Genomic DNA, 24818 nt, shown 5'->3' with positions numbered 1-24818 from the left:
GGTATTATCTTTTATAATTGATAATTGATAATTGATAATTGATGATTGATAATTGATGATTGATGATTGATGATTGATGATAAAATTAGTTTAAACCTTTCATTTCATATCTATTATCTCTTCATCTCTCATTTAAATATCTCTTTTTATCTTTCCGGCATCACTTTATAGGTCGGATCTTCCTGAATATTTACTTCAATAACAGCTTCAGCAGTCTTTAGCATCTTTCGGCAGTCTTCGCTGAGATGACGCAGATATACCGTTTTATTTTGTTGCTTATATCGTTTTGATAATTTATCCAACGTATCAATAGCACTCATATCCACAATCCGGCTTTCTTTGAAATCTACAACGACTTCGTCCGGATCGTTCATCGGATCAAATTTATCAGCAAATGCAGTTACAGAACCAAAGAATAATGGACCTGATATTTCATAATGTTTTATTCCGTTTTCATCTGTATATTTTTTTGCACGGATTCTTTTGGCATTATCCCAGGCAAAAACAAGTGCTGAAATAATTACTCCTACCAAAACAGCCAACGCAAGATTGTGCAAAATGACCGTTATCAGTGCTACCGTAATGCCGACAAATATATCCGACTTTGGCATTTTGTTGATAACTCTGATGGATACCCATTGAAAAGTACTGAGCGCAACCATCATCATCACTCCAACCAACGCTGCCATTGGAATTTTCTCAATAACGGGTGCTCCGAATAAAATAATCACTAAGATCATCAAAGAAGCAATAATTCCTGAAAGTCTGGCTCTTGACCCTGCATTCAGGTTTACCAGAGTTTGTGCAACCATCGCACAGCCGCCCATTCCGCCGAAAAATCCGTTCGTCATATTGGCAAGACCCTGAGCGATTGATTCTCTGTTCGTATTTCCTTTAGAATTGGTAATCTCATCTACCATTGATAACGTCAGAAGAGATTCAATCAAACCAACTCCGGCCATAATCAGGGCATAGGGGAAAATAATCTGCAGTGTTTCCAAAGAAAAAGGAATCTGAGGAATATGAAAACTTGGAAGATTTCCACTGATATGGGCGATATCAACTACTGTTTTAGTATTGATATTAAAACCTAAAACAACGGCAAAGACGATCATAATAGCAACCAAAGATGCCGGCACAGCCTTTGTGATTTTAGGAAAGAAATATACAATGGCAATAGTCATGGCCGTGAGCCCACCCATGATATACAAAGGAACTCCCTGAAGCCAGCTTACCGCTCCGTGACTATCTGTAATTTTAAATTGTTCAATCTGTGCCATGAAAATGATAATGGCTAATCCGTTCAAAAATCCGTACATAACAGGTTGCGGAATCAGTCGTACAAACTTTCCCAGTTTAAAGATTCCGACAAGCATCTGGAGAATTCCCGCAAGTACTACTGTGGCAAAAAGATATTCTATCCCATGAGATTGTATCAGAGCAATCAAAACTACAATCGTTGCACCGGCTCCACCGGATACCATTCCCGGGCGACCGCCTAAAACAGCTGTTACCAATCCCATCATAAAGGCAGCATACAATCCTGTAAGTGGTGAAAGACCAGCCAGAATAGCGAATGAAAGAGATTCCGGGATCATGGTCATGGCTACGGTAAACCCGGCCAAAAGCTCATTTTTATAATTTATTTTTTTCGAAAAGTCGAATAAGCTTAGTGTATTTTTCATTGCATTGCAAAGTTATGGACTTGCTCAATGCTACACAATTTTTTTATTTTCCCGTTTTTTAATATCATTTCAATTTTTTAAGATAATTCACACATCTGTTTATATAATATGTTAATTTTAATTAAAATTAGATGATATGTAGACTTTTTTGTATTTATTCGTATTCTCGTTTTCAATTTTTGTTTAAATTTGAAACCCATTAAGCAGTTCATTTGTTATTGAATTAAAAAATAAAGAATGTAAAACGCTAGTTATCAACACATAACCAGTAATAACAAGTAAATGCTTAACACAAATAGGATTGCATGAAAAAACTTTAATAGGTTATATTATTTGCACAGATGGTAAGAAAAAGAAGTTGGAAGGAGAAAAGTTATAAGCCCATTGAAAAATAAGGAATATACCTCAAATCATATTAAAGTAACAATAAATACATTCTTTTTAAGATACCAGCTATTCTAATTTTTTTGGAAGTGTCCGGCGTCATTCAATGTATTTAATATTCTTGAATAATGACTTTCATTTTTCACAATATGTGGATCACACCCCTCATTATATAATAATATACTACCTTTTTTCGTTTTTTGCTGCATAAGTTTTAACAAAAGATAATATTCAATAAAATGTTATATAAAGAAATCCATATTGGAAAGTTTATAAAGGAGAGGGTTGAGGAGAATGAAATACCAATGGAAAGGATATGTAAATTCTTAGGCAAAGACGAAGAATCTGTAGAAAACATGTTTAAAAGCAGATCTTTAGATGCTGATCTTCTCCTGAGATGGAGTAAGTTATTGGAATACGATTTTTTCAGACTCTATAGTTCACATTTAATATTATACGCTCCACCGGCAGCAGTTAATAAAAATCAACAGAAATCTGATAAAATTCCTTATTTCAGGAAGAATATTTACACTCAGGAAATTAAAGATTTTATTATGAAAAGAATTCTTTCCGGTGAGATGACCCAAAGTGAAGTGATTAAAGAATATTCTATTCCGAAAAGTACCCTCCACAGATGGCTTCAAAAGACAGATAATACTAACGGAGAAAATAATAGCTGATGCGTCCCAATTATAAAAAAATTTACCAGGATATGCTGAAAATGGAATATCCGGAAAAATTAAAAGATCCGAAAGTACGGGAACTTTTGGATAAGCTTAATACAACGGAGGATGTTCTGAAATTTAATGACAGGCTTTTTAAACCTTCCAGGGAAAATCAAAAGCTTAAAACATATGATAAAAAAACCATGCTAAAACTGCTTCAGTACCAAAAGAAGCATGGCCATTCTACAAGTTATATGTCTAAGAAATATAAAATAAGCAGAACTACCCTTTCGAAATGGAAGGTAATGTTTGAGCAAGAGCTTGAAAGTATAGAAAATGCCGGTAAATAACGTACCGGCCTTTTTTATTAAAAGGTTATGATAAGGAAAAAACGGGGTCCAGGTTTGCCGGAGTCGAACCGGATAGCCTTGCCGGAATGACCGACTTCGCTATTCCTCCCCAATTGCGTACCGATGAAATTTTTCCTGACGACACTTCTATGTTGGAAAAAAGAAACCGAAAACGGAAAGATTGGATCTTGTAAAGGTCTGAAAGTAATCTCTCTGACCGGGTAGAAAATTATATACAAAGATGGTTTCCAATTTCCCGCTTCCAGCTTCCTGTTATGGTAAAAACAAGGCAATGACTGAACGTGTAATGTCGTGCTCTAACCAACTGAGCTACTCTTCCCACAGCAAATCTGTATTTTAGTGGAAGAGACGGGACTTGAACCCGTGTCCCCGTCGTGATGATCGAAGTAACACTATTCTACGGCACTTGTTTAGTTTTTTTAAATTAAAAAGAGGCGAAGTGTGAAAAGACTTTTACAGATCATTTTCATGACCTTTCTGGAGTTGAACCAATATCATAAGATTTACCGAAGTAAGCCTTCTCTACGGCACTCTTTAAAAAATCAAGGTTAAAAAGGCGGAGTCTTTCTTTTCCATCTGCTCCACCTGCTGAGCTACATCCCGTTTACAACAAGAATGACAGGAATCGAACCTGTGACCGGATGGTGTGAATCGAAGTATGACTCCAAAAACGACACTTGATTATGTGTAAGCAAGGTAAATGAATCAAACAGAGACTTACTGGCGGAGTGTTACCATTTTCACTACCCAAAGGACAGGAATCGAACCTGTATTGCCGCCCTGAAAACGAAGTAACTCTATTTTACGACACTTGCTTTTAATTATTAATTCATAGTTATTAGTTTCTTGTTGCAAATTTATATTTCTACTACGCATTCTTTTTACGCAGTTATTTTTTTATTAAAAAAACCAAGCAATTGATTGTAAGAGTAAATGATAATTCAATTGGAAGTTAACGATGAAACTCTTATTTACGGCATTGGTTATAAGTACCGGGCAATCTGTGGAAAGACTTTGTCAATTTGGATTCGATGAATGTCTTTTCTAACGGCACCAGTATGATGAACACTGCAAAATTATGTAGTAAATACGCACTCTTTTTACGCAGTTTGATTTTTATTGGAAAAATAATGAAGATATCAGTTCAAGTAACTTAAAAATTCCTAAAACCGGAATTAAGATAACTAATCCGATGAAGAGGAAGATTCCTATCTTACTTAAAAGATCTGTATGACTCTCCTTATGCTTACCTATTTCTCTTGTTTTTGCTTTAAAAACAGGAATATGTTTTGTGACTTTGAAACTATCTTGTTCAAGTTCAGCCATTACTTTCATTGCATATTCATTAAGAAGCCCCTTGTTTCCTCTGAAAACAATATCTTTTAAAATTGCACTTCCTGAATTGCTTAATGATTTTCTATAAATCTCCACCGCATTTTTCATTTCATTATTTTCAGGAGCGCAGAGAATCCAGAATTTTCCAGCTTCGTCAATAAATCCTGCTTCAAAATAAATCTGTCCTAGCTTTTTTCTCAGAGAAATATCATTTGGAAACTGATTGATCATATTTTTTAGCCTATCACATGCTTTTTTCTTTCTGCCTTCTTTAAGGTCCTGTTCAATTCTGAACATTAAATTACCCATAATACTATTTTAAATTAAACCAAGTAACAATGGGTAAGAGTTTTTGATTCTGTTCAAATTAAAAGTTTGATGATGGAACTCTTACGTACGACATTGGCTATTTTTTTGTTCGTTTTGCCTTGAAGCAAAAGAACCAAAAGTTCAGATCCTGAACATGTAGGTGCTACTTAATTCCAGCTATTACTTCTGAAATTTTTTCTGCATTTTCAAAATTCATTTTTTTTAAAATTTCTAAAATTTTATTTTTAAAATTGGTTTGGTGTTTTTTTATTTTTTGAAATTCTGTTTTTAGTTGATCTTCATCTACTTCAAAAACAGGCTTTATGTCTTTAAAATCCTTTAAATTCTCATCTGAATAATCAGAAAACTGAATTTTCCCATTCTCTTTTTTATAAAAAATCCAGGGATGTCCTATCCATAAATCTGACCAGCCAGTAGTTTCCTTTTCAAAGATTCTTTGCCATTCGGCAATATTTCCGATATCACTACAGCAATTGGGAGCAATTTTAATTTCATCATCTATGGTTAAAACGATTCCTCCATCAAAAGCTCTTATTGAATCTTTGTCAGAATCTTTTAAGTTCACTTCTAAAATAATCTGTAAATTCTTACCATCAATATTTTCCATGTCAACGAGGCATTCTCCAGCTTTAATGGCGTTCAGATCCAGATCAAGAGTGGAAATAGCGTTTATCCACCGATTGTACCACTCTTCAGAATCAGGATGATCAGAAATATCCGGCATTTCATATTCTTCTTTAGAATATTTGAATGGACTGATTTCAATAGTATTAATAAGTTTCAACATAATTTACAATTTACAACGATTTACTCTAGCCCCGATTGCAACGGCATCCTTTTTCTGAAATGGCTTTGTAAAAAAGCGCTGCGAAAAAGATATAGTGGAAAGCGGGAATAAGCTCCTAAAAAAAATGGTTATCAGTTTTTATAAAAGCAGTGCCTGTTACAGCACTACTTTTTGTATCATTTGTACTGCAGATTTGTGGTCTTCCAACGCATTCAATACATCGAAAATTTTGTCTGACCAACCTGCAATAAGGTATACATCATTTTTTCTGACATCGAGGGGCTGTCGGCCATAACCCGCAAGGTCAAAAATATATAATTTGGCATTGGGAGCGATGGCTTTGTATCGGTTCCACAAATCTTCAAAAGAGTTTCTGCTGCCTGTACTATTCCACATCTGAGTATCGGTGAACAACATTACTTTGTCTACTTTTTCCTGTCTTTTGATCAGGTCTTCCAATACCAGGTAGCCATTTGTTGAGTAGCCCACTTCACCTTCACGTTTGTAGAAAGCGTCTACGTTTCTCAGAATACCACTTTTAGGCATCGCAACACGCAGCCAACGGTCACCGAATACACCTGTCACCACGTTTTTACACTGTGACTGCAAAATCATAGACATCAGCAAACCGATATCATACAGCAATACTTTGCTTTTCTTAGAAACCGATTTCTGCATAGAACCGGAAACGTCTGCGGCAATGACCACCGAAGTTTCAAAGCCGAAACCTTTGATATTTCTGGCACTCACCATAACAGCATCTTCCAAAGCTTCCAAAACGGAGGATACGTAAGGAGAATCAATGATTTTCAATTCTCTGTAAGCCGCCAGGAAACGAAATGGGAGCTGTTTTGAGTTTGACACCGCCTTTTCATCGGACAAATATCGGCAAACTTTACTCATTGCATCAGATGATACATCTGCTTCCAGAATGTTCCTCAGGTTTCGCAAAGTAGCCATATAACCCATTTTATTGCTAAAGATCAGTTCTTCCCATTTGCTTTTGAATGCTGATTTTCTTTCGGCATCACTTGCAAATTTCGTCTGACCCAGCATTGAAAGCTCTACTTCCCATGTGTAAGGCGTTTCCAACATATCGGATACGATTTTGTTGAAGATCATTTGCTGGTTTTCATCTTTCGCTTTCGGGTGAACAAGAAACAAAGCATCTTTGAATGTCACTTCAGCTTTTCTGTTGTATTTTGCAAACTGGTATTCATCAAACTTGTTGAATGATTTTACCAGTCCTTTTTGGATCTGCTTAGACAGCCTGTTCAGTTTCTTTGTTTCTGTTCTGCCATTTGCCAACTGATAGTAAGCCAAAAGTTCTGTGATTTCATCTGCTCTCTGAACAACTCCATCTACCGTTCGGCTTACCAGATCAGTACCGGAAACCTGCTTTGCCAATTCAGTCGTCAAAACCAATGGAATAGAACGCAGGTACATATCTTTCCTTGCGTATACTGCCAGCTTAGCTACAAATTCCGGATCATTTTTTTCGATCAGAGACTGGATTCTCGCCAATCTGTCATTTCCCTTTTCATAGGTTGCATCTGACAGTCCTGTTGTAACAACAGCACTATAGAGTTCTTCTGCAGGTGTCATTGTATATGCTTTTGCACCTTCGTAGTTCAATACAACTTTATTTTCTTTTCTTAAAAAATTAAATTTCATGGTTACTGTTTTTTTGTTAAACATAGGAGAGTTTGTCTTTCTCTCTGATTTCTGATGCAAAGTAATCACTCTATTACGCAATCTTTTTGCGTAGATTGTTTTTTTATCATTTTTTTTAATTTTTTATTGTAAAGGATAGCAAATAGACCGTTTCAAGGGTATTTGAAAAACTAATTTGTTATATCTCACAGATTTCGAAGAGGACTCAGATCTTTTCGCGCAATTTGTAGAATATCAACTCAGGTGTTTAACAGTAATATCAATCATCAATCATCAATCATCAATCATCAATCATCAATCATCAATCATCAATCATCAATCATATTATACGATTCTTCTATCATTCATTTCCACGAAAGAAATCGGGATTATCAGGCTTTTCAGCAAGTGTTTTCTAGCTTTGTGTACATTAAAATTAAAGCTATGATTAAAGGACTATATGAGACACATGTTCAGGTAAGCAATTTGGAAAATGCAATCACCTTTTATACAAAAGTGCTGGGACTGAAGCTCGCTCACAGAGATGGAACAAGGCCCATTGCCTTTTTATGGGTTGGTGAAGGAAAAGAATTTATGCTGGGTTTATGGGAGCAAAAGGAAAATCTTCAGACGAGGCATTTTGCATTTACAAGTACTACGGAAGATATTTTAAAGTATTCGGTGGAGTTTCTCGAAAACAAAGACTTGCAGCCATATAATTTTCTAAAGGACGGCTCTGTTCAGCCTATGGTATTTGCATGGATGCCGGCGCTGGCTATTTATTTTAATGACCCTGACGGCAATCAGCTTGAGTTTATTTCAATTTTAGAAGGTGATGGGAAACCGGAATTGGGCGTACTGTCCTATGAGGAATGGATGAAGCAGACCCAGGAAATATAAAAGTGATCTTGTTGGAAAATGCAAAGACGCAAGTTTTCTTTGGGTCTTTGCATTTTCTATTATCTGCTTTAATTGTTTACGAGTTTTTTTACAGCCAGAACATGCTTACAAGGGCCTCTTTCGCCCTGATACTTACTAAACCATTCACAGGTGCAACGTTCTTTTTCATCTTCGATGATAACAGTATGATGCACTCCTGTTCCTTCAACTCTGGCTTCTGTTCGTTCTTTACTATTGTTCAGAATAACAACCTTTCCTTCATTAATTAGTTTTTCAGCATTTTTCATACGAGGGTTCAGCTCCATGACGCGACTAAGTCTGAAAGGTAACCGACGGTAGAAAAATTCATTATCATCCAGATCGTAACCTAATAATCCCATTGCTGCGAGCCTTCCCGTAAGATTATCCGTTTTCGATAAGCTTATATTTTCTTCCAAAGCCAACATCGTTGCATTGAATGATTGGTTGGCATAAGCATATTTATCTAATGCATCGATCCACTCGTCAGAAACGTCCGTAATTAAGCTGTCCAATACAGCGCCTTCGCCGGAAAATCCTCTCCAGCTTTCTCTGGATAAAGAAAAACTGAATTTTATATTTCCCATATAAAGCTGCCATGTTGTAGACTGCATATTGGGATGTGCAAAAACCTGCATACTATCGATGTAAGGAAGCAGAGGCTCCAGTAAACGAAGTCGGTGAAGGCCTCCGATACACATTGCATCAGCCGATTTTACCGGTGAAAACATAGGCTTATTTCCTCTTACAATCAGGTAATAATCTGATTTTATAATGCCTTTAGGCATTCCTCTGAAGAGTTGCTGGGTCTGAATTTTGTTAAAGGTATGTCGTTTTTCAGATTCGGATAAGTAGACCTGAACTGTTCCCAGCCCTTTAATCCATTTTACCGGCAATGGAACTTTTCGTTCCACGATCTTTTTCTCGTCCTTGTAGAGCCCGACTTCTTTTTCACCCACCGAAAGCATAATTTTTTCGTTGGGACGAATACTTCCCAGCGCAGTTATCATGGCCTGGTTAAAGTCTACATTGGTAGTTCCATTTTCCAAAAATTCTCCGTCCAGTCCTTCGGAAAGGACATCCACACGTGCATAAACGCCTGCACAATGTGAAAAGCCTTCAAAACGCAACCTTTCATTTCCCGCTGTTACAATCGGGTCTTTCAGTAATGCCATCTGAAACGGTGACAGATTAAAACTTGATTTTACAATATTGGAAAGGGTGATCAGGCACCGTGCCAATATAAAGGGCTGCCCCACATTTCCCCAGAAAAAGCAAGGGACATCAGTATTTTTCTGTACCTCACTGTATTTGGCGAGAAACAGTTCCTCCAGGGCATCCTTCTTTACCAGTGATGATGACCTTGAATAGTTGTAACTAAGCGTATCTTCCATAATTTATTTTTTTAGAAGAAGATTGCAGATTTTTTTCAGACTGGAGTTTTCTTTCCAGTTGTTCAGTTTTTCTTTTACTTGAGGATCAGCTTCTGATTGATTCAAAGCCAGTACTTCATGGTATACTTCCAATAGCTTCTTCAAATTGGTCACCGGTTTTTCCATTTGAAGTATGATATTGGAAATTAGTTTTTCCAGGGCTAAATTATGATTTTTGCTGACATTCAGCATATGATTTTGCATAAGATCCGTTAATCGCTTAACGGGCGCCCACTCCAGCTTTTCATGTAACCCTATCACTTTTCCCAGTTGAGCATTATCGATCATCTGATGAGAAACGTGTTCCAGCCAGATTTCAGCAGCGGTTCCTCGGATGGTTTTATCTCCGTCCAGGAAAATAGTTCCTAAAAACAGATATCCTATTTCATCCAAAGGTTTTTTGACCTGATAAAGGGCTTTTGTAGTATTCAAAACCAGGTTTCTTTCATATACCTCAGCTATTCCCGAGTAAAAAAGACAATGTTTAATTACTTTCGCCAGAGCATTTGCCGGAGTATTTGGAAAACACCACATCAAGGCAGGAATTTCAGAAAGCTCTTTTTGCTCGGCAACAAAATATTCCATGAATAAAGGATTTTTCCTTTTTTCAAGATGATATTTTGGAATGACAATGCTCAACTCCACCGGATAATATGAGTTTTTCTTATTATCAATTGTTTTCCAGCTATAGGCTCCTGAGAAGAACTCCGCAGGAATATTATCATACCCGAAATCACTGAATTCCTGGAAAACAGTTCCTGGTGACCGCGTAATTCCTGCTGTCATCCACCATGCAGGATGTTCAAATTTTCCTTTCGGTACAGCATTTTTACCAAAGAAAAAAAGTAAAAGGTCTTTAAATTCGCCTTTCAACCTCTTTTCTACCCATTGTATAGCTTCAGCGGTATCATCTAATGCACAACGTTGCAACGCCAGCTGAATATCCAGGTGGTGAGGCTCAATATTATTATTCTGATAAATCTCCAGTCTTTCCACTAAGGTAACGGGAGAAATCCAGCAAGGATTGTGGGTTATCGTGAATAGCAATGGAACAGTATCTCCCTCTTTTATCTTTTGGCTGGCCAGTATTGCAAATTCTTTAAAAGCTTTTGAAGCCGGGCCTTCTACCCCAACTTTCTCTACCGGACCAATTTTCTTATGGTATCCTGAATAAGCTTCTCTTGCAGCTTCTTCTTCACAGGTTTTATGATATATCTTTTCCAGATTTTTAAGTTGAATCGGAAATTTCTCCAGTAAATTCAATCCATAATTAATGATCAGATTGCATAGTAAAACATTCAGATAAGGAACTTCCCATTTGGAAATAGTTTTACAAGCTTTTAAAAATACCGGTTCTATTAATTTTACAGATTCAGCATCGACTTCACCAGCAAAACGGATAAATCCGGCTAAAGCGATGTCACAATGGTAGCTGTACGGATCTTCTATGGCCAAGGGAAGGAAAAACATTAAATCTTCAAAGCTTTCAAGCTCTTTAAGCTTATTTTCAGATGAAGTCAGATATAGTTTTTCGGATGAAATGGCTTCCAGTTCCGATTGTTTTTCTTCGATGTATTTTGCTAAAGCGGGACGCACATTCGTCAGGATATTATCTGAATAATGAGAAAGTGCTTCTTTTATATTTTCAGAAACGGGAATATATTTCAGAATAATTTTCGCAGCTTTCGATTGTATGCCATCATCTTTGCTTACAAATGCTGTACTTAAGGCCATCCCCAGCATTTCCGGATCAAGTCTTTTATGCTGGAAAATCTTTTCCGTTAAAGCCAGACTGGCTACCACTACTGTTTTAACCTCCGAGCTTAATAAATTGGGAAGGTAATGCGAAAATTCATCACTTTTAAAAGCCGGAGTTGCTACTATTTTCTTTAAATGAGTCAGAATGGTATTAATCGCCTTTGATTGTACAGATGTCAATCCCGCAAGCAATTCGTTCTGCAGAGCGATGAGTTCGTCATCCGTTGGTTTCAGCGCCGTGAAGGCATCCATGAACCAACCGGTTACATTCTTATTAAAATTTCTATTGGAAGCTAATAAGCATTCTCTTAAAAATCTCTTCCTGTCGATTTTTTGTTCTGTGACCAGCTTCTGAACCAAAGGAAACCATTCTTTCCGGAACGGTAACGACTTTGATGGAAATTCACATAAATACCAGAAATGGGTGGCCAGGGTATCAGGGTGTTGATCCAGATCAGAGGGGTAATTACTGAGATGATGTCCCAATAACTCAGGCTTTGGTTTCACATAGCCTTTTTCTACCCACCCAAGGATATCCTGATAGGTAAAGGCTGTAAATTCAGCATCTACAGATTCGTTGATAAAATCTGAGAACCAGTTCGGGCATCCCCATTCCAGGATTTTGTCGGTTTGTTCTATGTTCCGGAAAAGGCTCCAGTAATTTTTACCGAAGTTTTTCTGATCCATACATACAAATGATGCAATATCAATAATGGAGTGCTGATTTACAGAACCTGCCGTATGATAAGAATTTTTGGTCATTATGATCTTGCTGATCTCACGATCCATTTTCTTAATCGTTGGGACTAATGTTTTTCTTTCCTCGGGGCTAAGCTCTTTCAAAAAAGGGATGATCTCATGTACTTTCTCCTCATTAAGGATTTCATAAAGTCTTTCTTTCATTTGTTTTTAATTTGATAGATAGTTTTTTCAGGTTATTTTCTTTTCCCCATTCTTCAAGCAGATCAATAATTGTTTTATCTGTTTCAGATTGGTTCCGGGTTTTTAGTTCATCATAAAGTTCCAACAGCTTTTTAAGGTTAAATACAGGTTTTTCAATAGCTGCAAGAATGGATATTAATAATTTTTCAAAAGCAATATTATGGTTGGTGCTCAAATTGATAAAACCGGATAATCCATCTGTCAGTCTTTTCACCGGAGCCCATTCAAAACTGATCTTTTTACCAATCAGCTTTCCTAATTCCTCCATATCAAAATCATTGGAAACCGCCCTGTTTATCAGGACTTCAAAAGCCATACCAGAGAAGGTTTTATCTTTATTAAACAGACCGGCAGACAGGAATACATAATGCACCGGTTGAAAGGGTAAATTCAACTTCATCCAGGCATCAAGCAATGCCATGCTTTCTTTTATATCATACTGGTAAACAGCGTTTGACAGGTTTTTATTATATTTTTGGGCAAAAACAGAACACGAAAAATAAGGTACCGTATACAAAATACGAATCATATCATCGTCATAAACACCATCATAAGAACTGAATACATAATCAGGAAAAGAAGCATTTTCCGGAAGTTCTTTTCGACTTTCAATATCGACCAGGAACTGAGGAATTTCTTCTGTTTTATTCCATTTATAGATTTTTCTATAACTTAAGTTCCAGGAGAAATTTCCATCCAAAAATCCATTTCTATAGTGTTCTGAGAAATAATTTTGTTCGAAAACCGGTTTCAGAAGATGGAAATATTCTGTGTTAAGATGTTCTTTTGCGTAACCTTCTCCTTGTTTAAGTTCTTCTTTCTCAATACGAAGCAATGCTATCTCCAAATCAAACGGGACAGGCATTTCACCTTTTTGCTGATAGATTTTTAATTTATCCACAAGATTATGGACACTGATCCAGCAAGGTGAATGGTCCGGTACAGAAAGAAGCGGAATTTTTTTATTTTGTTTTAATGCTTCAAAAATATCCAGGAGCAATTGATGATAGGCCTTAAAAATCAAAGGTGTTTTCTTCCCAACCCAATTTTCAAGGTCAGGAAATGCCAGTCTTGCTTCCAACAGAATTGGTGATTTCTTTTTCTGTCTGAATAAACCATAATTGATCAGGAATGTAGCCAGCAAATGACGAAATCCTGAGGTATCTTTTAGTTTAAAGGCTGCTTTAAATGCTGGTTCCAGCTGATGAAAATGATCTTCTTCAAACTCATTATCAAATCTCATCAATGCATCCAGAAAAAGATCAAAATGATACATTTCACCTGTATTAAATACCTGAGGAGCAAAAAAAATAAAGTCACTGATTGTCTGAACTGGTAAAACAGGCGCGGAAGTATGCCACACCACAGCTTCGTAATTTTGTTCTTCTTTATTTTCCTTTTGTTCAACAAGGAATTTATCTAATAATGTATGAATATCAGCAAGAAGTGATCCTTCATAAAGTTTCATTTCTTCCTGTAATTTTTCTGATGCCGGATCTCCGTATTTTAATACAATCTTTGCTGCTTTATTTTGAACCGCTTTATCTTTATTCAAAAAAACCGGCATCAGAAGCAGACAAATTTCTTCCCGGTATTTTTCATTGTTTCCTGCTATCTTCTCAAAAATCTGCAGTAACGGATTAATAATAGTTTTGGAAGAAAGGGTGACCAAAGGCATTACCGCCTGTAAAAACTCTCCAGTTTTAAAATCTTTATGAATAGCAATCGGGGTAATCATTTTCAATACAACAGAAAACAATGAGTGCTGAGTAGAATGGAAAATCAGAAACAGCTCTTCCTGCAATTCTACTATTTCTCTGTCAGTAGGTTCCAGATAATTAAAGAGTTCCAGAAACCATGTATTATTTTCTTTTGAAAAATTGAAATTAATCGCTTTAAGACTCGATTTCAATACCCTGAAGCGATCTATCTTATTTTCCTGAACAAGTGTTTTTAAAGTATCTTTCCAGTTGACATCATGGTAACGGGCTGTGATACTGCATTCATATTCGAACAAAAGCCAGATATATGAATCCAATATGACGGGATAAGATTGTAACTGATCCGCTGAAAGTAAGGAAGATGAAAGTAGTGAAGCATTGAGTTCATCAGCTAAGGTAAGATATCCACTCTGCTCCCACTCCATGACTTTTAAATACTCAATTTCTTTTAAAAAGGGATAACTTTCTCCAATCCATTCGGGAATGAAAGATTCAAAAAGATCTTCAATAAGGTCGATAGGAAGAGAATAATATCCCGGACTTAGCTTTGCATATTCTTCTTTGGTTCTGCTGCATGCCAAAGCGGCCAACACAGAGATATTATTGTGCCCCCATTCTTTATTAATATGCTTTTTTAATATGGCGGCAACTTCTATTTTATCTTTTGGTGTAAGCTTCTTGAGAAAAGGAACAATTTCCTTGATTTTATAGTTTAAATATATAGCCTTAAACTCTTCCTCTGTAAGCATAAATTCATTCTTGCCGGCTAAAATAACAAAAATAGACAGACAGACATTAAATTATCCCTTAAAAGTGAGTTTTTTAACAAAAATTTATGTTAATGAAAAGACTTCTATCACTTATCATACCACATGATACAAAATTCACTAAATATTGATTTATATTAAATCATTTTAAAATAATGGATGGTTTCACAGTTTATAACAGGATGATGCGAAAAAATATGTCTTTTTTAAAAAAGAAAAATTTTATTAAAAAAAAGAAAATTGTAATCTATTTAAATGTATATATTTGCATCATAAAAATACTTGACAACTCAAATACTTTTCAATGATAAGCACTGAACTATTATTTTTAATCAACATCAACAAACTTCAATCGGTTATTTCGAGAAAATTTGATTCTTTAAGTGTACACGGATTAGGGTTTAATGACTTTGTAATTCTGTACATCCTTAGTTCTTCTTCTGAAAGCAAGATGAGGCGGATTGATCTGGCTGAAAAAATTGGTCTTACGGCTTCAGGAATTACCCGTTTGCTGAATCCGCTGGAAAAAATTGGTCTGGTATCCCGGGAGGTGAATGAAAGAGATGCGAGAGTAAGTTACGTTGTGATTACTCCTACCGGAAAGAAAATTTTTGAGGAAGCGAAAACAACAGCTGAAAATATTACAAAAGAGGTCCTTTCCTCAAAAAAAAGCAAGTCATTAAAAGTCGTTACTGAGCTTCTGTTTGAGTTGGGAGGAAATATTCAATAATTTAATAGATATCATGAAAAATGCATTAAAACACGAACTGCGAGAAAAGGCAAAAAGCCACACAATCACAATGGGTATTCTTTCGTTAAAAAATAAGACGACTGGAAAACAATACATTCAGGGTTCCGTGAATCTTGAGGCTCTTGTCAATAAAATTAAATTTCTTTTAAATGGAAATCTGTTTGCCAATACACAACTACAGGAGGACTGGTCTCAACAGGGAAGCGAATCTTTTACTTTTGAATTTGTCTCCGTGATCGCACCTCAGGACAATAAATATATTAATTACCGCCAGAAAATTAAAAAGGCAGAGGCTGCTTTTATTTCTGAAACGGGTGGTGAATTCTATTAAAATCCAACAAAAAATGCCGTCTATCCTTAAAGCAGGTGAAGACCAAATGAAAATTACAGAACAATAAACTAAAGCAATTGAGGATTTGAGATTGCTACGGTGGGAAGAAGATTATTAACACTACAAAAATGGAAATGGAAATTGTAAGAATTGGAGAGGTAGACCTTGCATATGAGATTTTTGGCATGAAAACCAATAATGATATAATATTGATTTCGGGGCTGGGAAGCCAGATGATCCGCTGGGAAAATTCTTTTTGCTCATTACTTGTTGGTAAAGGGTTTCGGGTGATCCGGTTTGATAACAGAGATGCTGGAAGCTCTGTTTTTAATAGTCAGAAAGAAATTAATTCTAAACAGAATATTGAAGAACAATTTTCTACGCTTCATGAAAATGAAATTCCTTACTCTTTAACGGATATGGTTTATGACGTTATCGGCTTACTTGATCATCTTAAAATAGATAAAGTTCATATTGCAGGTCGTTCAATGGGTGGAATTATCGGACAGCTTATGGCATCTTTCTATCCTGCAAGAGTAAGAACATTAACGATCATTATGTCTACTTCTTTACATCCCGCTTTGCCTCCTCCTGATCCTGAAATTATGCAAATAATGATGCAACCCGGAACTGATCCTGTGGTAGATAAAGAACAATATATTAAGGAAAAGATAGATTTTACTGAAAAAATTTCAGGCACCTTGTATAAGCCCGATCACAATCGTGAAAGAACATTAATTGAAGAAGAGCTTCAAAGGTTAAAAACTAAAAACGGTATTATCAGGCAACTTATGGCTATAGGTTCCTGGAAATACAATCCTGAAATTCTTAAAGAAATAAAAGTCCCGACATTGGTTATTCATGGAACCGATGATCTGATCTTTCATCCGGATTGCGGTAAGGATATCGCAGCTTCGATTCCTGACTCTGAATTGATCTTGATTGAGGGAATGGGACATTCTATTCCGACAGAGCTTTACGGATTGATTTGTAAAAGTATTATAGATTTAGCCCAAAAATAAGTTAGAAATTGGACATTAAGAAAAATATTGCATTCTAAACGTTCTTTCCACTTCAGTCAGTCCCATTTTAGCCAAATGTCTGTAGACTGTCGACAGCATAATATTTCTTTTTTCTGCAATTTCAAAAGGAGGCATTCCTTCATCAAATAACTGAAAAGTGATCAAATGGGTTTGCTTTTTTACAATGACCACTGAAGTTTTTTATCAAATAAAGGTGTCTCCAACCTTCTATATTGAAGTAAAAAGACTCCCTTTTTCAAGAGAGTCTGCGCTATTACTATTGTTGATGATATGACCTCATTCTAATAGTTCTTAAGGCACCAGTGTAGAATCTTTGCAATGTTTTTTGCATCATCTACTCCTCTGTGGTGAGTGCCTTCCAATGTAAGCCCCAGCTCGCCCAAAGCCCTGTTCATGCCTACACTTTTCCTGATTGTAGGATGAATTTCACCAAACAAGGTTTTCACATTGATGTGGTCATCACTCATCGGATAATCGGTATAGAATCTTCGGGCCTGGTCCTGAAGCATATTCAGGTCATAGTTTCCGTAGCTTGCCCACGTCAGGTCTTCCGAATCATATTCTGCTCTCAGAATATCGAATGCATCGTCCAGCATAATGCCTTCATTATCCAGCATACTCTGGGTAAGCGTCGTAAGTTCCGTACAAAACGGACTTACTTTTGAATACTGGGGTTTCACTAAGATCCCTTCATTTTTTGAGATCTTACCGGTCTTTGCATTCATAATACAGACACCGATCTCAATGATCTCGCTTTCCTGGCCTCTTGGCGGTCGGTTATCCCAACACGTTGCTTCCAGATCTACAATTAATATATTTTCTGTTGTTTTCACTTTGTTTACATTTTTTAAAGGATGAAAGCCAGAAGCACTAAGGTGGAATTCATTATATACATTTCAAAATTCCGTTCTCTGCTTCAGACTCCAGCCTGATTATTATTTCAGAATTTTACTTAAAATTCTGGCTGTATTATAAGCATCATCTGCTCCGCTATGATGATTTCCCTCGAAATTCATGTTCAGATGATCCAGGGCTCTTTTAAGACCTATTGATTTATGAAGTCTGAAATGTCTTTTGAATTCATACATCACATCCAGGTATTGGTCTGAAAAGGGACTTTCTATTCCGAGCCAGTCACACTGTTCGATAATCTGTTCTCTGTCAAAATTTCCATATCCGGCCCAGGTGAGAGGCAATGAAGCGTACTCATCTCTGATCCTTTCACAGGCTTCTTCAAAATAGATTCCTTTTTCTCCTACCAACTGCGGGGTAATTCCTGTAAGGTTTGTACAGAATTTATTAATTTCTGACCTTTCAGGCGTTACATAAATGCTTTGTTTCCGGGAAACTGTATGGGATGTAAGATCCAGTTTACAGATCCCTATTTCTATAATATCGACCTTTTGTCCGATGGGAATTCTATCATTCTCCCAACAGGTTGCTTCCAGATCGATAATTATTATTTCATTGGTTGTTTTCATAGTTTTAAATTAAAAATGAGTGAGGCAAAATTCTCTCAACCTTCCCCACTTTTCCACTCAGCATTAATTTCTTGGAGCGAATGGTGGTGTCCATTTTTTCTTCTTCATTATTTCTTTGACATCCTCGTACGAAATCGGATAAAAATCGTGGCAATCTACTCCAACATCAATGCTCAACGCCATTTCGTCATCCGGTAAAGTTCCGTGTGAGTGACCGTATAATTGCCATACTCCGCGGTGCGAGCCGTTCCAGGTGCGCATCGCGTAATGGAAAAGTATTATTTTCTGTTTTCCATTGCTCGTTTCAGAATCATCGATTCTCAACTCATGATAATCTCTGATGGAAGCAAATCGTTTAGGATAGGTTAAGGCAGCTCCTTCATGATTGCCTTTGATCAAATGGATATTTCCATTCAGCTGATCCAGAATTTCTTTTGTAAAATCAGGTTTTCCTAAACTCATATCACCTAAATGGTAGACGGTATCATCCGGATTTATCTTTTCATTCCATCTTTTAACAAGTTCCTGATTCATATGTTCCAGAGATTCAAAAGGCCTCCCGGAAAATTTTATAATATTTTCATGACCAAAATGATGGTCTGCTGTGAAAAATATATTGGGTTTCATTTTTTTAATTGTTTTTAATTGTTCTCATTTCTACCACAAAAGCTTCAATGATGATGGTTATTCTGATGAAGGAAAAATATCTTCCTTACATTATAAGCAGATTATTTATTTCGCTTCGTTATTTAGAATAACAACTACCATGTTTGACTGTTACGGTACGTTTATCCATAAAAAAGTTTCGATAAAAATTTACCGAAACTTAGACTTTAATCGTCATTAATTCTTCTTTAACAAAATCAATGACTAAAGAATTCAATTTTTTGTTGATCCTTTTTTGTTCTTCTTTTTCAATGGTTGTAAAAGCTACAGGAAAATCTTTTTCAAAATCTTCCAAGATATCCTTCGCAAAAAGACCGATTACTTTCCCTATCATTTTGGGCTCGAATTCGCCAATTTTGCTCATAACATTATTCAAACGGTTTACTGTTACATATTTCTGGATTTCTTCCCAAATATGCTCGGCGATTTCGCTAAAATGAACCGTTTTATGAACCACTTTCGCCTGTTTTTTAACCATTTTGGATTTTTCAATCCATTTTTCATTTTTATTCTTCAGAATGATTCTTGCACCATTACCAAAATATCTGGTTTTCAAAGTTTTGATAATCGTTCCTTCACACATATTGTTCAATTCAGGCAATCCCAGCCAAGCAGGAATTTTAGAATTAAAAACATTGGGAAACCTCAAAGCTTCTTCCAAAGTTCCCTGAAACAAAATTTTAGCATAGAAAAAGCCGGTTTCTTCAAAAACCTGATTGACTAGTTCCGTATCCAGATAAGTAGTTCCATTCAACTTGATATCGAATGCATAAAATTCGTTGTAAGGTGCATATTCAATACCTTTTTGCACTCGTACAGCATCTTTTACGGGTTCTACCTCCTTATGGTTGTAACCTCCACCGAACAATTCACCATAGATAACTATTGTTTCAACATTCGGGTGGATCACTTTTACTTTCTGAAACGCTTTCATTACATTTTTTCCGTAACGTTCCAATATTTGATGGGCATTGAAAAATTTTTCATCCTTTTCAATGAAGGCAGTTCTTTTCGCGATTTTAATTTCCTTTCCGTCGGTAAAGAAAGAAAAATTAGCACCGTGAACTTTTTCCTGCACGATGAAAATCTCATCCCCAAAACCCTGCAATCTGATCTGATCGATCACGCGGGTTTGGTAAGCATTTTCTATAGAGTTATATGTTTTGAAAATCATTGTTTTAGTTTTTTAATTGTTTCTAATTCATTATTCTTCATCTGAGTAATGTGTCTCCGGGCATGAAGTGAGAGAAAATAAATGTATTCATAGACATTGATTTTTCCCAGCCCATCTACGGTCATTGTAGTTTTACAAAGGAGCCCTTCCCCATTTTTCATCAGGTCCAGATAATCTAAACATTGATGATACTGCTGAGAAATTAAGCGTCTTATTTCAGGCAGATTCAATTCTCCCTTGGGCTCCATATGCTCCGGTCTGATCCACTCAAAAGCTCCGTATTCACCTACTCTTCCAAAGTGTTCTTTATTGAAACTGTAATTCTTTATTTCCGATTGTAAATCAAGATCTTTATAATTTCGCATTGCTTTTTTTGTTCCTTTTTCAATAAGAATCAGCAAATAAAAATTGGTAAGATAAATGTGTTCCAAAATCTGCTGAACCGTCCATCCTTTGTTTAAAGGCTGATCATTCAATATATTTTTATCTTTTTCAAACCATCTGTCAACCTCATCAAAATTGAGTTTCAAATGTGTTTTTATATCCTGAATTAATCTAAAAATGTCCATTACAATTTTTTAAAGTTTTTTAAAAGGCTTTCAATATTCATCTTTCCAACCGGATTCATAGAGTGACAGTAGAATTTTGGTAAGGGTAACAAATTATCCATGCAATATTCTATAAGCCATTTAGCACAATCATAACCTGTTTTCTCGATACATTCGTGAGAGCCGGATTTCGCACAGTACTCATCTCCAAGATCATGGTCAAAAGAAATCATTTCCGGAAGTCCCTTTTCCAGAATTCTTTTGATAAACTGTTCATAATTTCGAACAATATACCAGTCATTTCTAAGGAAAACATCCTGTTTGGTATACGGATATGCCTCAATCGGATATCTTATATCATCCAGAAATAATAATCTTTTTGTCATTCTTATTGTTTTAAAACCGGAGAATGAAAGTTAGAAGTCTTACCTCTTCAGACCTCCATTTTCCAGCTATCTTATACCATCATATCGGCACAGTTGGAACTTGCGAATGCAAAGGGTTTTGCTTTAAACACATATCCCATTCCCAGAATGTACCCCATTGCATCTTTCAATGCTACGTTGGATTTAAAATCCGGATCGGTATTAATGTCTGCGTGTACCTCCATTTCCACACCATAAGTATCCAACACAGAGCAAATAGCGTAGGCAATTTCTACGGATTTGTTCACCTCATTTAGCATTCGCTCTTTAATACTGATACTCTGTATTTCTCTTTCTTTTCTAATAAAGGTAAACGCTCCTTTTCCCTCACGAATAAATACTACTGCCGTAGCATAATTGATGACATCACCATATACATGGGAGTCTGATCCCACACATACCTTCAGACGATGTCCGTTTGCCAATTCGCGAATGATGGCTTGTTCTACCAGCTGTGTGATAGAGTCCTGGAAGATCTTTCCGTTCATGTTCTGCCATGTTTGTTGTTGCGTTTCCATTTTTTCTACATACTTTAATTGATAATTAATAAATGATTATTGATAATTAATTTGTGAATGGTCAATAGAAATTTTGCTTATCAATGAATTTTAAAATTGCCAGCAAAATGAATTGACTATTCATCATTTTTGCACTCCGAACCGGACTCGAACCAGTACCATCAGTTTTGGAGACTGAGATGCTACCATTACAATATCAGAGTAATGCCATGAGTAATCGGTAATAAGTAACTACCTACCTGTAATGATTATTCATTGCTCATTACTTATCATTCATGTTTTGTGGAACAGACAGGAATTGAACCTGTACCTCTAGTTTTTCAGACTAGCGTGCAACACCTTGTACACCACTCTTCCCTTATTTTATAAGTAATGAGTAATAAGTAATTTTGATAACTACCCGATTGTAATGATTACTCATTGCTTATTACTTATCTTTCATGTTTTTGGAACGGGAAGAGGGATTCGAACCCCCAGCTGCTTGATCCTAAATCAAGTGTGTCTACCATTCCACCATTCCCGCGAGTTTTATAAGTAATGAGTAATCGGTAATGAGTAATTTGACAACCACACGATTGTAATGATTACTCATTGCTCATTACTTATCATTCATATCTTTGGTACGGGAAGAGGGATTCGAACCCCCAGCTGCTTGATCCTAAATCAAGTGTGTCTACCATTCCACCATTCCCGCGAGTTTTATAAGTTATGAGCAATCGGTGATGAGTAATTACCTACCTGTACTGATTACTCATTGCTCATTATTCATTGCTCATAAAAAGGTAAGGCCGTCTTTGTTTATATTTGATTAAAGATCTTCTGCGCTCGACAGCCTTTTCTCTTTTCTTATTTTGTGTGAATGATAACTGGCCAATATTTCTCCATTTGAACTTTCATGGTATTATTATCAATTCAGGATTGACCAGTTGATTCACATTTTGTACTCTATAAGGGAATCGAACCCTTGTTTTCTGCTCGAAAGGCAGGCGTCCTCACCGTTAGACGAATAGAGCAATATAACCACCGACTAGGAATCGAACCTAAACAACAAGAGTACATTTCCTGCATGCTGCCGTTACATTATCAGCGGTTTGGTAGAAGTAGCAGGATTCGAACCTACTCAGCAATGAAGCAACAGATTTTAACTCTGTATTTTTCATTCTTTTAAAGGAATCGTTCAATTCGTTCCTCATGTCAGTCTGCCCCCGACTCTCCAACTTCGGCGTACTTCCATTTTTATGAGTAATTAGCAATGAGTAATAAATAATTTCCCATGTCACTTATTTCCCGGTGGAGTTAAAAAAGTTTGTCTTTTTTTGATACAAGAACTTCTGCGCTCGACAAACTTTTATTTTTCTCCTGAACTAATCTCATTTTAGTTATTTGAGATGGCTATGGGATCCAAACCCACTCAGCTTATGCAACGGTTTTGCAGACCGCCCCGACTCTTCCACTTCGGCGAACCATCAGATCTAGATATAAATAATAAGTAATGGGTAATGATTAATTTCCCTTTTGCTTATTATACTTTGGAGAAAGAAAAAGTTTGTTCTCATTTTTTGTGTTTGGCGTAAAGATCTTCTGCTCTTGACAAACTTTTACTTTTTCTCCTGAAACAATTAACATTTAGTTAGCTGCGATTTTGGAAAGACTCGAACTTTCAACTTCCGGTTTAACAGACCGGTGCTCTACCATTGAGCTACAAAATCCTTTGTAGTTTCGGAAGGACTCGAACCTTCAACCTCCGGCTTATGAAACCGATACTCTAGCCACTTGAGCTACGAAACCCTTTGTAATTCCGGAAGGACTCGAACCTTCAACCTTCGGTATATCAGACCGATACTCTAACCATTTGAGCTACGAAATCATTTAACTGATGAATAATAAATGGTCAATCCGCTTTGCGGTCAATTTTCAAATTCACTGGTAAGCAAATTCACCATTGACTTATTCATTTTATTGTCTGGAAAGCAAGATTCGAACTTGCGACCTCCCGCGTCCAAGACGGGTAAACAACCACCGTTATCTTTCCAGCTTTGCAGATTCACTTCAAGCTTCTTTTCCGAGAGACAGTCGGAGCTGAAATTTCCATGAACCTTTGCGGTCTATGCGAGAATCGAACTCGCAGTGCCCAAGAGACAGTCGGGCAGGTTAGCCATTACCTCAATAGACCTTTTTTGTGATTCCGAGAGGGCTCGAACCTCTAACCCTGGGTTTAGAAAACCCATGCTCTATCCAATTGAGCTACGGAACCATTGGTAATCCCAGAAAGATTTGAACTTTCAACCTCCGGTTTAAAAGACCGGTGCTCTAACCATTTGAGCTATGAGATTCTTTGGGTATCTTCGGGGATCGAACCCTGTTCTCCGGTTCCACAGACCGGCGCTTTACCAAATAAGCTAAAGAAACCATAAAAAAAGCGCCTCTTTTTGGGAGGCGCTTCATATATTTTTAACGTAAGAGATCATTAACTGACCCACGTATATAAGCACCTTTTATCCACAATTTCACGATCAAAAATACACAGATTCCCTGTCGGCTCCATGCCGAATAGTCTTGAATATGAATTGAATATGTTATGTAATTGCTTCATTTTATTTTTGTTTGTCTTTAAATTATTTTTTTGTTGAATCCTGAAAACCTGTTGCTTTCAATTTTCGGTTGCAAAGTAAATATGAATTTTTGAAACTCACAAATAAATTTTCAAATCAAATAATTGATAATCAAATAGTTATGCCTTATTTTTAGAACAAGAAATCCCGGTCTGCAATACTTTGCAGATCTCTAAAATACCTAAATGACTGTCTCTCATTGGGTTACTTATCACTCTATTTTATCGTTTTAAAGTTTCATTGTTTATTAAAAAATTTTCATGTTTATGGTTATTTTTTTTCATTCTAAATAATTTCTGACCTAAAAAACAAAAAACGCCTCGAAAAATCGAGGCGCTTCTGTTGTATTTTGATTAAATTTTTACGAGTTTACAGTAAATAATTTCCAAAGTCAGCACATTTCGCCTCATTCCATATCATCTCATCATATCCGAATAACCCCTTTGTAGAAGGGCTTTCGCATAGTTCTGCATTGATATGTGCTCTTTGTATTGTCATAATTTTCTGGTGCAAAGATAAA

General features: G+C 36.3%; 22 protein-coding genes and 13 tRNA genes. 6 read left to right on the top strand and 29 right to left on the bottom strand.

Annotated elements, in window-relative coordinates:
- Positions 1-146: 146 nt before the first annotated feature.
- Entirely contained in the window at positions 147-1685 is a 1539-nt protein-coding gene (locus EG342_RS10400) for a SulP family inorganic anion transporter (protein ID WP_103291203.1), read from the bottom strand.
- Between the two features lie 623 nt (positions 1686-2308).
- Here EG342_RS10400 and EG342_RS10395 point away from each other — a divergent pair.
- Complete coding sequence (locus EG342_RS10395; protein WP_103291205.1) at positions 2309-2749, top strand: transposase; 441 nt, start codon at positions 2309-2311, stop codon at positions 2747-2749.
- On the top strand, positions 2749-3084 hold the full coding sequence (locus EG342_RS10390; protein ID WP_103291208.1) for a hypothetical protein: 336 nt from the start codon (positions 2749-2751) through the stop codon (positions 3082-3084). Before EG342_RS10395 ends, EG342_RS10390 begins: the two co-directional genes overlap by 1 nt.
- Positions 3085-4221: 1137 nt before the next feature.
- Here EG342_RS10390 and EG342_RS10385 read toward each other — a convergent pair.
- The 3 genes from EG342_RS10385 to EG342_RS10375 form a co-directional block, all read right to left on the bottom strand.
- The gene (locus EG342_RS10385; RefSeq protein WP_123868075.1) at positions 4222-4749 is read right to left on the bottom strand and encodes a DUF6584 family protein; all 528 of its coding nucleotides are present in this window, start codon (positions 4747-4749) and stop codon (positions 4222-4224) included.
- Positions 4750-4912: 163 nt separating this feature from the next.
- Positions 4913-5557 (bottom strand): hypothetical protein, encoded by a 645-nt coding sequence (locus tag EG342_RS10380; RefSeq protein ID WP_103291213.1) that lies wholly within the window; start codon positions 5555-5557, stop codon positions 4913-4915.
- A gap of 156 nt (positions 5558-5713) precedes the next feature.
- Positions 5714-7231, bottom strand: a complete 1518-nt coding sequence (locus EG342_RS10375) for a TROVE domain-containing protein (RefSeq protein WP_103291716.1) — start codon at positions 7229-7231, stop codon at positions 5714-5716.
- Between the two features lie 423 nt (positions 7232-7654).
- Here EG342_RS10375 and EG342_RS10370 point away from each other — a divergent pair, with 423 nt between their 5' ends.
- Positions 7655-8110 (top strand): VOC family protein, encoded by a 456-nt coding sequence (locus tag EG342_RS10370; RefSeq protein WP_103291216.1) that lies wholly within the window; start codon positions 7655-7657, stop codon positions 8108-8110.
- A gap of 68 nt (positions 8111-8178) precedes the next feature.
- Here the strand turns inward: EG342_RS10370 and EG342_RS10365 are convergent, their stop codons facing one another.
- Genes EG342_RS10365 through EG342_RS10355 form a run of 3 tightly spaced genes read right to left on the bottom strand, consistent with a single transcriptional unit; the run spans position 8179 to position 14731 of the window.
- Entirely contained in the window at positions 8179-9522 is a 1344-nt protein-coding gene (locus tag EG342_RS10365; protein WP_103291219.1) for an SWIM zinc finger family protein, read from the bottom strand.
- A gap of 3 nt (positions 9523-9525) precedes the next feature.
- Positions 9526-12222, bottom strand: a complete 2697-nt coding sequence (locus tag EG342_RS10360) for a DUF6493 family protein (RefSeq protein WP_103291221.1) — start codon at positions 12220-12222, stop codon at positions 9526-9528.
- Positions 12203-14731, bottom strand: a complete 2529-nt coding sequence (locus EG342_RS10355; protein WP_103291223.1) for a DUF6493 family protein — start codon at positions 14729-14731, stop codon at positions 12203-12205. The genes EG342_RS10360 and EG342_RS10355 overlap by 20 nt, the downstream gene beginning before the upstream one ends.
- A 322-nt stretch (positions 14732-15053) precedes the next feature.
- Here EG342_RS10355 and EG342_RS10350 point away from each other — a divergent pair, with 322 nt between their 5' ends.
- The 3 genes from EG342_RS10350 (at position 15054) to EG342_RS10340 (ending at position 16853) form a co-directional block, all read left to right on the top strand.
- The gene (locus tag EG342_RS10350) at positions 15054-15479 is read left to right on the top strand and encodes a MarR family winged helix-turn-helix transcriptional regulator (RefSeq protein ID WP_103291226.1); all 426 of its coding nucleotides are present in this window, start codon (positions 15054-15056) and stop codon (positions 15477-15479) included.
- Positions 15480-15492: 13 nt separating this feature from the next.
- A complete protein-coding gene (locus EG342_RS10345; RefSeq protein WP_103291229.1) occupies positions 15493-15831 on the top strand; it encodes a GIY-YIG nuclease family protein in 339 nt (112 codons plus the stop codon).
- Between the two features lie 128 nt (positions 15832-15959).
- Entirely contained in the window at positions 15960-16853 is an 894-nt protein-coding gene (locus EG342_RS10340; RefSeq protein WP_103291231.1) for an alpha/beta fold hydrolase, read from the top strand.
- 15 nt (positions 16854-16868) lie between these two features.
- On the opposite strand, the gene EG342_RS25480 is transcribed toward EG342_RS10340, so the two are convergent.
- The 22 genes from EG342_RS25480 to EG342_RS10240 all read right to left on the bottom strand — a co-directional run bounded on the left by EG342_RS25480 (position 16869) and on the right by EG342_RS10240 (position 24796).
- A complete protein-coding gene (locus EG342_RS25480) occupies positions 16869-17045 on the bottom strand; it encodes a helix-turn-helix domain-containing protein (protein WP_246008767.1) in 177 nt (58 codons plus the stop codon).
- A gap of 110 nt (positions 17046-17155) precedes the next feature.
- Positions 17156-17707, bottom strand: a complete 552-nt coding sequence (locus EG342_RS10330) for a 3'-5' exonuclease (protein ID WP_103291234.1) — start codon at positions 17705-17707, stop codon at positions 17156-17158.
- Positions 17708-17809: 102 nt separating this feature from the next.
- Positions 17810-18355 carry a 3'-5' exonuclease gene (locus tag EG342_RS10325; RefSeq protein ID WP_103291236.1) on the bottom strand — a complete coding sequence of 182 codons (546 nt, stop codon included), beginning with the start codon at positions 18353-18355 and terminating at the stop codon, positions 17810-17812.
- Positions 18356-18418: 63 nt separating this feature from the next.
- Entirely contained in the window at positions 18419-18982 is a 564-nt protein-coding gene (locus tag EG342_RS10320) for a metallophosphoesterase family protein (RefSeq protein WP_103291239.1), read from the bottom strand.
- Between the two features lie 199 nt (positions 18983-19181).
- Complete coding sequence (locus EG342_RS10315) at positions 19182-20195, bottom strand: RNA ligase, Rnl2 family (protein ID WP_103291241.1); 1014 nt, start codon at positions 20193-20195, stop codon at positions 19182-19184.
- On the bottom strand, positions 20192-20764 hold the full coding sequence (locus EG342_RS10310) for a DinB family protein (protein ID WP_103291243.1): 573 nt from the start codon (positions 20762-20764) through the stop codon (positions 20192-20194). Before EG342_RS10310 ends, EG342_RS10315 begins: the two co-directional genes overlap by 4 nt.
- Positions 20764-21129, bottom strand: coding sequence for a cyclic-phosphate processing receiver domain-containing protein (locus tag EG342_RS10305; protein ID WP_394338014.1), 366 nt, complete (start codon positions 21127-21129; stop codon positions 20764-20766). The genes EG342_RS10310 and EG342_RS10305 overlap by 1 nt, the downstream gene beginning before the upstream one ends.
- A gap of 71 nt (positions 21130-21200) precedes the next feature.
- Positions 21201-21686: a ribonuclease H-like YkuK family protein gene (locus tag EG342_RS10300; RefSeq protein WP_103291249.1), complete on the bottom strand. Its 486-nt coding sequence runs from the start codon at positions 21684-21686 to the stop codon at positions 21201-21203.
- A 132-nt stretch (positions 21687-21818) separates the two neighbouring features.
- Positions 21819-21889, bottom strand: a tRNA-Trp gene (locus EG342_RS10295).
- A gap of 80 nt (positions 21890-21969) precedes the next feature.
- Positions 21970-22043, bottom strand: a tRNA-Phe gene (locus EG342_RS10290).
- A 90-nt stretch (positions 22044-22133) separates the two neighbouring features.
- Positions 22134-22209: transfer RNA gene (locus EG342_RS10285), tRNA-Leu, on the bottom strand.
- A gap of 95 nt (positions 22210-22304) precedes the next feature.
- A tRNA-Leu gene (locus tag EG342_RS10280) sits at positions 22305-22380 on the bottom strand.
- Positions 22381-22627: 247 nt separating this feature from the next.
- Positions 22628-22699, bottom strand: a tRNA-Glu gene (locus tag EG342_RS10275).
- A 624-nt stretch (positions 22700-23323) separates the two neighbouring features.
- A tRNA-Asn gene (locus EG342_RS10270) sits at positions 23324-23395 on the bottom strand.
- A 5-nt stretch (positions 23396-23400) separates the two neighbouring features.
- Positions 23401-23474, bottom strand: a tRNA-Met gene (locus EG342_RS10265).
- Positions 23475-23479: 5 nt separating this feature from the next.
- A tRNA-Ile gene (locus EG342_RS10260) sits at positions 23480-23553 on the bottom strand.
- A gap of 95 nt (positions 23554-23648) precedes the next feature.
- A tRNA-Pro gene (locus tag EG342_RS25145) sits at positions 23649-23720 on the bottom strand.
- 67 nt (positions 23721-23787) lie between these two features.
- Positions 23788-23859 (bottom strand) — tRNA-Asp (locus EG342_RS25140).
- A 7-nt stretch (positions 23860-23866) separates the two neighbouring features.
- Positions 23867-23940, bottom strand: a tRNA-Arg gene (locus EG342_RS10255).
- A gap of 2 nt (positions 23941-23942) precedes the next feature.
- A tRNA-Lys gene (locus EG342_RS10250) sits at positions 23943-24019 on the bottom strand.
- Between the two features lie 4 nt (positions 24020-24023).
- Positions 24024-24096 (bottom strand) — tRNA-His (locus tag EG342_RS10245).
- A 571-nt stretch (positions 24097-24667) separates the two neighbouring features.
- Positions 24668-24796, bottom strand: coding sequence for a hypothetical protein (locus EG342_RS10240; RefSeq protein ID WP_047377786.1), 129 nt, complete (start codon positions 24794-24796; stop codon positions 24668-24670).
- Positions 24797-24818 lie beyond the last annotated feature (22 nt).

Source organism: Chryseobacterium lactis (assembly GCF_003815875.1).
Classification (GTDB): Bacteria; Bacteroidota; Bacteroidia; order Flavobacteriales; family Weeksellaceae; genus Chryseobacterium; species Chryseobacterium lactis.
This window is presented reverse-complemented; position numbering and strand designations above follow the sequence as displayed.

Excerpts from the sequence above, each read along its gene's own strand:
- EG342_RS10350 (WP_103291226.1), top strand. The coding sequence starts at position 15,054 with ATGATAAGCACTGAACTATTATTTTTAATCAACATCAACAAACTTCAA.
- EG342_RS10310 (WP_103291243.1), bottom strand. The coding sequence starts at position 20,764 with ATGGACATTTTTAGATTAATTCAGGATATAAAAACACATTTGAAACTC.
- EG342_RS10365 (WP_103291219.1), bottom strand. The coding sequence starts at position 9,522 with ATGGAAGATACGCTTAGTTACAACTATTCAAGGTCATCATCACTGGTA.
- EG342_RS10305 (WP_394338014.1), bottom strand. The coding sequence starts at position 21,129 with ATGACAAAAAGATTATTATTTCTGGATGATATAAGATATCCGATTGAG.
- EG342_RS10395 (WP_103291205.1), top strand. The coding sequence starts at position 2,309 with ATGTTATATAAAGAAATCCATATTGGAAAGTTTATAAAGGAGAGGGTT.
- EG342_RS10390 (WP_103291208.1), top strand. The coding sequence starts at position 2,749 with ATGCGTCCCAATTATAAAAAAATTTACCAGGATATGCTGAAAATGGAA.
- EG342_RS10355 (WP_103291223.1), bottom strand. The coding sequence starts at position 14,731 with ATGCTTACAGAGGAAGAGTTTAAGGCTATATATTTAAACTATAAAATC.
- EG342_RS10380 (WP_103291213.1), bottom strand. The coding sequence starts at position 5,557 with ATGTTGAAACTTATTAATACTATTGAAATCAGTCCATTCAAATATTCT.
- EG342_RS10345 (WP_103291229.1), top strand. The coding sequence starts at position 15,493 with ATGAAAAATGCATTAAAACACGAACTGCGAGAAAAGGCAAAAAGCCAC.
- EG342_RS10360 (WP_103291221.1), bottom strand. The coding sequence starts at position 12,222 with ATGAAAGAAAGACTTTATGAAATCCTTAATGAGGAGAAAGTACATGAG.
- EG342_RS10240 (WP_047377786.1), bottom strand. The coding sequence starts at position 24,796 with ATGACAATACAAAGAGCACATATCAATGCAGAACTATGCGAAAGCCCT.
- EG342_RS10400 (WP_103291203.1), bottom strand. The coding sequence starts at position 1,685 with ATGAAAAATACACTAAGCTTATTCGACTTTTCGAAAAAAATAAATTAT.
- EG342_RS10325 (WP_103291236.1), bottom strand. The coding sequence starts at position 18,355 with ATGAAAACAACCAATGAAATAATAATTATCGATCTGGAAGCAACCTGT.
- EG342_RS10370 (WP_103291216.1), top strand. The coding sequence starts at position 7,655 with ATGATTAAAGGACTATATGAGACACATGTTCAGGTAAGCAATTTGGAA.
- EG342_RS10320 (WP_103291239.1), bottom strand. The coding sequence starts at position 18,982 with ATGAAACCCAATATATTTTTCACAGCAGACCATCATTTTGGTCATGAA.
- EG342_RS10315 (WP_103291241.1), bottom strand. The coding sequence starts at position 20,195 with ATGATTTTCAAAACATATAACTCTATAGAAAATGCTTACCAAACCCGC.
- EG342_RS10375 (WP_103291716.1), bottom strand. The coding sequence starts at position 7,231 with ATGAAATTTAATTTTTTAAGAAAAGAAAATAAAGTTGTATTGAACTAC.
- EG342_RS10340 (WP_103291231.1), top strand. The coding sequence starts at position 15,960 with ATGGAAATGGAAATTGTAAGAATTGGAGAGGTAGACCTTGCATATGAG.
- EG342_RS10385 (WP_123868075.1), bottom strand. The coding sequence starts at position 4,749 with ATGGGTAATTTAATGTTCAGAATTGAACAGGACCTTAAAGAAGGCAGA.
- EG342_RS10300 (WP_103291249.1), bottom strand. The coding sequence starts at position 21,686 with ATGGAAACGCAACAACAAACATGGCAGAACATGAACGGAAAGATCTTC.